The sequence below is a fragment of the Mesorhizobium sp. M7A.F.Ca.US.007.01.2.1 genome (assembly GCF_003998165.1).
Lineage (GTDB): Bacteria > Pseudomonadota > Alphaproteobacteria > Rhizobiales > Rhizobiaceae > Mesorhizobium > Mesorhizobium ciceri.
This window is the reverse complement of the sequence record NZ_RZQP01000285.1, coordinates 1-6842: the sequence shown is the minus strand read 5'-3', so window position 1 is coordinate 6842 and position 6842 is coordinate 1. Positions and strand designations below refer to the sequence as shown.

Genomic DNA, 6842 nt, shown 5'->3' with positions numbered 1-6842 from the left:
CAGCAGAACCGCTCCTGGGACTTCGACCTGGAAGAGGGCTATCTCGACCCGGCACGGCTGGTGCGGGTCGTCATCGATCCGATGCAGCCGCTGTCGTTCAAGCAGGAGCGCGACACCAAGTTCCGCGACACGGTGGTGACGCTGGTGCTCGACAATTCCGGCTCGATGCGCGGCCGGCCGATCACGGTCGCCGCCACCTGCGCCGACATATTGGCGCGCACGCTGGAGCGCTGCGGCGTCTCGGTCGAGATCCTCGGCTTCACCACGCGGGCGTGGAAGGGCGGGCAGGCGCGCGAGAAATGGCTGAAGGACGGCAAGCCGCCGAATCCTGGCCGGCTCAACGATCTGCGCCACATCATCTACAAATCGGCCGACCATCCGTGGCGGCGGGCACGGCGCAATCTCGGCCTGATGATGCGCGAAGGCCTGCTCAAGGAAAATATCGACGGCGAGGCGCTGCTGTGGGCGCATAACCGGCTGATCGCCCGGCCCGAGCAGCGCAAGATCCTGATGATGATCTCGGACGGCGCGCCGGTCGACGATTCGACGCTGTCGGTCAATCCGGGCAATTATCTCGAACGCCATCTGCGCGCCGTCATCGAGCTGATCGAGACGCGTTCGCCTGTGGAACTCTTGGCCATCGGCATCGGCCACGATGTCACGCGCTACTACCGCCGCGCCGTCACCATCGTCGATGCCGAGGAGCTGGCTGGCGCCATGACCGAGCAGCTGGCTTCGCTGTTTGCCGAGGAAAGCGCGAAGGATACGCGGCGCGGCGGTGGTATGCGGCGCGCCGGATGATCTCCAGGCGCGGCGGCTTTCAGCAGACGCTTTTCGCCGCCATCGCCCTGCTTTCCGGTGTGGCTTCGGCGGCAGCCGGTTCGCCCGACTCTGGTTCTGTCGAACCGGTCGAAATCTCGGCCCGCCCGATCACCGAATTTCACATTGGCCGTGCCGACAAGCAATTCGGCCCTTTCGAATTCGTCGGCGGGCTGGAGATGACCTCGCCGACACGCGATTTCGGCGCGCTGTCGGCCTTCCGCTTCCTGAAGGCCGGCGGTGACTTCATCGGCGTTGCCGACACCGGCTTCTGGTTCTTCGGCACGGTGGTCCGCGACGCGGAAAAGCGGCCCTCCGGCATCCAGAATTTCCGCATGCAGCAGATGGTCGACGAGACCGGTCGGCCGATCGACAGGAAATGGGAGGTCGATGCGGAAGGCCTCGCGGTCAAGGACGGCATTGCCACCGTCGGCTTCGAGCGCAGCCACCGCGTCGCCCAGTTCAAGATCGACGCCAACGACATGAAGGCGCCGTTCAAGCCGCTGGATTTCGTCGTTCCGGCCCAGGAGCTGCGCCAGAATCGCGGCTTCGAGACCGTCACCCACGCCAATGCCAACGGTCAGCATGAGGGCGGCCTGGTCGTGGTCTCCGAAAAGAGCCTCGACAAGGCCGGCAACATCTATGCCGCCATCATCGAGGGGCCGCACAAGGGCGTCTTTACTGTCAAGCGCAACGGCGATTTCGACATCACCGACGGCGCCTTCCTGCCGGATGGCGATCTGCTGCTTCTGGAGCGCAGTTTCTCGATGGCGAGGGGCGTCAAGATGCGGCTGCGGCGCATCTATGGCGAAAGCGTCGAGAAGGGCGCGGTCGCCGACGGGCCGGTGCTGCTGGAGGCCGACATGGGCTACCAGATCGACAATATGGAAGGGCTCGACGTCTGGACCCGCGACGACGGCGCGCTGATGGTGTCGCTGATCTCCGACGACAACCACTCGATCCTGCAGCGCAACCTCTATCTGGAATTCATCCTGCACCAGGATTGAGCCCGCCGGCTTTACGTCTTGGTGGCGATCCAGATGATATGGCGCGCGCCGCGCTTGCCGTTGGCGCGCGTACTGACCTCTTCGACCCCGAAGCCTGCCTGCTTCAGCCGCCGCGTGAAGCCGATGTCGGGGCCTTGCGACCACACCGCCAGCACGCCGCCCGACTTGAGGGCGCTGCGTGCGGCTGCGAGGCCCTGCAGGCTGTAGAGCGCGTCGTTGGATTTGTGGACGATGCCTTCCGGGCCGTTGTCGACATCGAGCAGGATGGCGTCCCAGGCCGCGGGCTGCCAGCGTATCAGCTGCCCGACATCGGTCTCCTGAATGGTGACGCGCGGATCGTCGAGACAGCCGCCAAAGATTTCGGCCATCGGACCGCGCGCCCAGGCGACAACGGCCGGCACCAGTTCAGCGATGACGATTCCGGCATCATTGGCCAATTCTGTAAGCGCGGCGCGCAAGGTAAAACCCATGCCAAGCCCACCGATCAGGATTGTTGGATGGCTATGGCCGGCAATCCGCCCGCAGGACAGTTTTGCCAGCGCTTCCTCGGAACCGCTGAGGCGGCTGTTCATGAGCTCGTTGGTGCCCAGCATGATCGAGAATTCGGTGCCGCGCCGCTTGAGGCGAAGTTCTTGTCCGCCGTCTGGGGTCTTCGCTGAATCGAGCTGGATCCACGGGATCATGATCTTTGTCCGACCAGGATCTTTTCCGAAAACGGGGTCCCACTTTTCGGGATCATGGTTTAAGCCGCAACCGCGGGCTGGCTCCAGCGGGCAGCGAGCAACCGGTAGGGTATGAGTGCGACGACGGCGATGATCAGTTTCACCGAGAGATCACCAAGCGCCCAGGAGATCCAGCGCATCGCCTCGACATGGAAGACGCCCATCAAGGGTGCGTTTTCCAACGCAAAGCCGTCGTTTGGTCCGGCGAAGGCAAAGGCAGCCGAGAAAGCGACGGTGAAGAACACGGCGGTGTCGAACACCGACCCGACCAGCGTGCCGATGATCGGCGCCCGCCACCAGCTCTGCCGGCGCAGCCGGTTGAACACGGTGACATCGAGCAGTTGCGCGGAAAGGAACGCCGCTCCGGACGCGGCCGCGATACGCACCAGCCGGTCGGCGGCGGTCTCGAATTCGATCAGGCCGTGACGGAACAGGAAGGGCGGAACAAGGATCGAGCAGATCACCGCTGTCATGAAGCCGACAAGGACGATCCGGCGCGCCACAGTGGGTCCGTAGCGGCGGTTGGCGAGGTCGGTGACCAGGAACGAGAAGGGATAGGTGAAGGCCCCCCAAGTCAGAAGGTCGGCCAGCGAGAGGCCCCCGATCTGGCCCTGCATCGGGAATTGCACGAGAATGTTCGATGCCACGACGACAAGCGCCATGGCGGCCACGAAGGGCAAATACCGCGAGAAGGAAGTCATTTTTTTATCCTGGGTAATGGAACCAGCCAAGCATCATGCCCATGCGGGCGATGCTCGCCTTCGTATGTGGGCACCGGATTGCCAAAAACTTGCGGCTTCGATCCGATGCTCCAAGGCCAAGAAGATGTTGGCCAGGGCGGTCGTCCCCCGCCTTTGAACTGTTTAAGCGGCAGCCTGCTCGGCGGTCTTCTTGGCGATCTGCTTCTTCAGCAGACGGGCGCGCTGCGACAATTCCTTGACGTCGGCCTTGGCCAGGAAGGCGTCGAGACCGCCGCGATGTTCGACCGAACGCAGTGCGTTGGCCGAGATGCGCAGGCGCACATTCTGGTTCAGCGCTTCCGAAATCAGCGTCACATTGACGAGGTTCGGCAGGAAGCGACGCTTGGTCTTGTTGTTGGCGTGGCTCACATTGTTGCCGGACATGACTGCCTTGGCAGTGAGTTCGCAGGTGCGGGACATTGTTCTAACCTTCAGTTCTCGGGGTCTGCCAAACACTCAAGCCCACGCCGGGTGGCGCGCGGTTCTGGTCAGGCGGCCTTATGGAAAAAGTTGGCGTTCCATAGTTGCATTTCGCCGAGGCGTCAAGCTCCTGCATTGCCCACGGCGCGCCCGGCATTTTCATATTAAGGCCGGAATTCATCCTATAAGCGGTCTCATAGGGACATGCCAGACCGGAGTTGCCCGCCTCCGGCCGAAAATCAAGGACCGATCCCGCCATGCTTCGTTCGTCACATGCCTTTGCCGCCATGCTTGCCGCAGCCTTGCCGTCCGCCGCGTCTGCTGCCTCGCCGCAGTCGTTCAAGGGCGAGTATACGGTGTCGTTCCTTGGACTTTCGATAGCGAAATCAACGTTTTCCAGCCGTTATGAGAACGGCGCCTACGCGATCGAAGGCAGCGTCAGCGCGGCAGGGTTGGCAAAACTGTTCGACGACACGCGTGGCACGATCTCGTCCAAAGGCACGATTGCGGGCAAGAGGATGGTGCCGCAGGCATTCCGCGCCGATTACACCTCCGGCAAGAAGGCATCGGTGGTCGACATCCGCTTTGCAAATGGCAGGGTCACCTCGACGCAGGTCGTCCCGGCGCCGGGCAAGCGCGACCCCAAGAGTTGGGTGCCGCTCGGTGCCGGCGACCTGGCATCGGTGCTCGATCCGATGGCTGCCACCGTCATCCATGCCGACAGCCTCGACCAGGTCTGCGGCCGCACGGTAAAGTTCTACGACGGCGAGATGCGCGCCGATCTGACGCTGACTTACGCTTCGAAGGGCACGATCTCGGTGCCGGGCTACAAGGGCGACACGGTTACCTGCCGGATGGGCTTCGAGCCGGTGGCTGGCTATCGCAAGGGCCGCAAGGCGCTCAACTATCTCAAGAGCAAAAGCCGCATGATGGTGACGTTTGCACCGCTCGGCCAAACCGGCGTATATGCGCCGATCCATGCCACGGTGGGCACGCAGATCGGCACCTTGACCATCAGCGCCGGACGTTTCGAAGCGGTACAATAGCCAGGCGCAGAATTGGCGCGCCACTGGAGACAGAATGGGGCGCGCAACACTGATCGGCTTTTCGGCGGTCGCCATGTGGGCGCTGCTCGCACTGCTCACCGATGCGTCGGGCCAGGTGCCGCCGTTCCTCTTGTCGGCGATCACCTTCTCGATCGGCACCGGTGTCGGGCTGGTCGCGCGGCTGTTCATGCCGGCCCCCGACAAGAGCCAGAAGATACCGCCGCAGGTGTGGCTGATCGGCATTGCCGGGCTGTTCGGCTACCACTTTTTCTATTTCACCGCGCTGCGCAATGCGCCGGCGGTGGAGGCGAGCCTGATCGCCTATCTATGGCCTTTGCTGATCGTGCTCGGCTCGGCGCTGATGCCGGGCGAAAAACTGGCCTGGAACCATGTCGTCGGCGCGCTGCTCGGCCTTGCCGGCACCGTGCTGATCGTCACCAAGGGCGGGGGCCTCGCCTTCGACGCCCGTTACGCCTTCGGCTATGCGATGGCCGCCGTTTGTGCCGTGCTGTGGTCGTCCTATTCGCTGTTGTCGCGGCGCTTCCCGTCGGTGCCGACCAGCATCGTCACCTGGTTCTGCGCAGCGACCGCGGTGTTGTCGCTCGCCTGCCACCTGGCGCTGGAACAGACGGTTCTGCCTGACGGTGCCGGCCAGTGGCTGGCCGTGCTCGGCCTTGGCCTGATGCCGGTGGGTGCTGCCTTCTATGCCTGGGACATCGGCGTCAAGCGCGGCAACATCCAGGTGCTGGGTGCTGCAAGCTACGCCGCACCGCTGTTGTCGACGCTGGTGCTGATCGCGGCCGGCGTCGCCGAGCCGTCGCTGCGCATCCTCGCCGCCTGCGTGCTCATCACCGGCGGGGCCGCACTTGCAGCGAAGTCGCTGTTCCTGCGCAAACCGGCGGCTGAGAGCGGAGCCAGGGCATCCCAAAGCGGAGCCGGGGCATGACGATGCCGTTTGCCGGCGGCATCGACGCAAATGCCAATGCGACACTGATCTTTTCGCTGGCGGCGGCGGTGATCTACGCCTTTACGCTTGGCATGCCACCAACGCTCGCCCGCTCGGCGGCAAAGACGCTCGCCGTGGCGATGCTTGCCGTGCTGGCCGGGCTGCAGGGCGGCCCGCTGCTGCTCGCCGCCGCGCTCGCCCTCAGCGCCGTTGGCGACGCATTCCTGTCGCGCGACGGTGAAAAGGCCTTCCTCGGCGGGCTGGCCAGTTTTCTTGTCGCCCACATCGTCTATGTCGTGCTGTTCCTGCGCAGCGGTGGCGGGTTGGGGGTGCTTGGCGCCGAGTCGTGGCGCGGAGCGATCGCGCTCGCCATGGCGGTGTTTGCGGCCGTCATGCTGGCGGCGCTGTGGCGGCGCGTCGGTCCCGGCCTGCGTATCCCGATCGCCGTCTATGTCGCTGCGATCCTGGCAATGGGTATCTCGGCGCTGACCACCAGCAACGTCTCCGTGATCGGCGGCGCGCTGTTGTTCATGGCATCCGACGGGCTGCTCGCCACGGAGAAATTCCTGGTGGCCGCCATCTCGCCGCACCGCGCCTGGATGCGCTTCGCCGTCTGGGCGCTGTACTACGCCGCCCAACTCGCGATCACGCTTGGGTCCCTGCTATATCCGGGCTCTTATTGAGCTACGGTTGTTTCGGCTGCCAGCCGGGTGCTGCCAGTTCGAAGGCGGCAAACTCGAAGCCCGGCGCGACGGTGCAGCCGACCAGCGTCCATTCGCCGAGGCTGCGCGCCGATTGCCACCAGCCCGCCGGCACGACGATCTGCGGCCGCTCACCGGCTGCGAGATCGATTCCAAGCACCTGCTCCACAACGGTGCTGCCTTCTTCCCACATTGCCAGTGCCAGCGGGGCGCCGGCATGGAAGTGCCAGACCTCGGCGGCGTCCTTGACCCGGTGCCAGGCCGAAACCTGATGCTCCTCAAGCAGGAAATAAATGGCGGTCGAATGGCCGCGCGCGCCGCCAGTGCCATCGCGAAAGGTCTCGGCATACCAGCCGCCTTCCGGATGCGGCTTCAGCCCGAGCGTCGCGATGATTTCGGCGGAGCTGGTCATGGCGTCGACGATATCACGGGCTCTAGAAG

At 64.4% G+C, this 6842-nt stretch carries 8 protein-coding genes and 1 pseudogene; 5 read left to right on the top strand and 4 right to left on the bottom strand.

What is annotated here, in order from left to right; genetic code table 11:
• Together EN949_RS31195 and EN949_RS31190 are read left to right on the top strand one after the other, a co-directional pair.
• Positions 1-801 (top strand): annotated as a pseudogene (locus tag EN949_RS31195) (cobaltochelatase subunit CobT); the annotation flags it as partial.
• Positions 798-1826, top strand: coding sequence for an esterase-like activity of phytase family protein (locus tag EN949_RS31190; RefSeq protein ID WP_063169107.1), 1029 nt, complete (start codon positions 798-800; stop codon positions 1824-1826). The pseudogene EN949_RS31195 and the gene EN949_RS31190, both read left to right, overlap by 4 nt.
• A gap of 11 nt (positions 1827-1837) precedes the next feature.
• Here EN949_RS31190 and EN949_RS31185 read toward each other — a convergent pair whose 3' ends face one another.
• The 3 genes from EN949_RS31185 to rpmB all read right to left on the bottom strand — a co-directional run bounded on the left by EN949_RS31185 (position 1838) and on the right by rpmB (position 3708).
• On the bottom strand, positions 1838-2509 hold the full coding sequence (locus tag EN949_RS31185) for a hypothetical protein (protein ID WP_063169106.1): 672 nt from the start codon (positions 2507-2509) through the stop codon (positions 1838-1840).
• 59 nt (positions 2510-2568) lie between these two features.
• Complete coding sequence (locus EN949_RS31180; protein ID WP_024503743.1) at positions 2569-3249, bottom strand: queuosine precursor transporter; 681 nt, start codon at positions 3247-3249, stop codon at positions 2569-2571.
• Positions 3250-3411: 162 nt separating this feature from the next.
• On the bottom strand, positions 3412-3708 hold the full coding sequence (gene rpmB / locus EN949_RS31175; protein ID WP_013529373.1) for a 50S ribosomal protein L28: 297 nt from the start codon (positions 3706-3708) through the stop codon (positions 3412-3414).
• Positions 3709-3965: 257 nt separating this feature from the next.
• Between rpmB and EN949_RS31170 the strand changes: the two genes are divergently transcribed.
• The 3 genes from EN949_RS31170 to EN949_RS31160 are packed head-to-tail and all read left to right on the top strand — an operon-like array spanning position 3966 to position 6383.
• On the top strand, positions 3966-4754 hold the full coding sequence (locus EN949_RS31170; RefSeq protein ID WP_063169105.1) for a DUF3108 domain-containing protein: 789 nt from the start codon (positions 3966-3968) through the stop codon (positions 4752-4754).
• Positions 4755-4788: 34 nt separating this feature from the next.
• Entirely contained in the window at positions 4789-5700 is a 912-nt protein-coding gene (locus tag EN949_RS31165; protein ID WP_127366678.1) for an EamA family transporter, read from the top strand.
• Positions 5697-6383 (top strand): lysoplasmalogenase, encoded by a 687-nt coding sequence (locus EN949_RS31160; protein ID WP_127369168.1) that lies wholly within the window; start codon positions 5697-5699, stop codon positions 6381-6383. The genes EN949_RS31165 and EN949_RS31160 overlap by 4 nt, the downstream gene beginning before the upstream one ends.
• 1 nt (position 6384) lies before the next feature.
• Here EN949_RS31160 and EN949_RS31155 read toward each other — a convergent pair whose 3' ends face one another.
• A complete protein-coding gene (locus EN949_RS31155) occupies positions 6385-6813 on the bottom strand; it encodes a cupin domain-containing protein (RefSeq protein WP_013529377.1) in 429 nt (142 codons plus the stop codon).
• Positions 6814-6842: the final 29 nt, after the last annotated feature.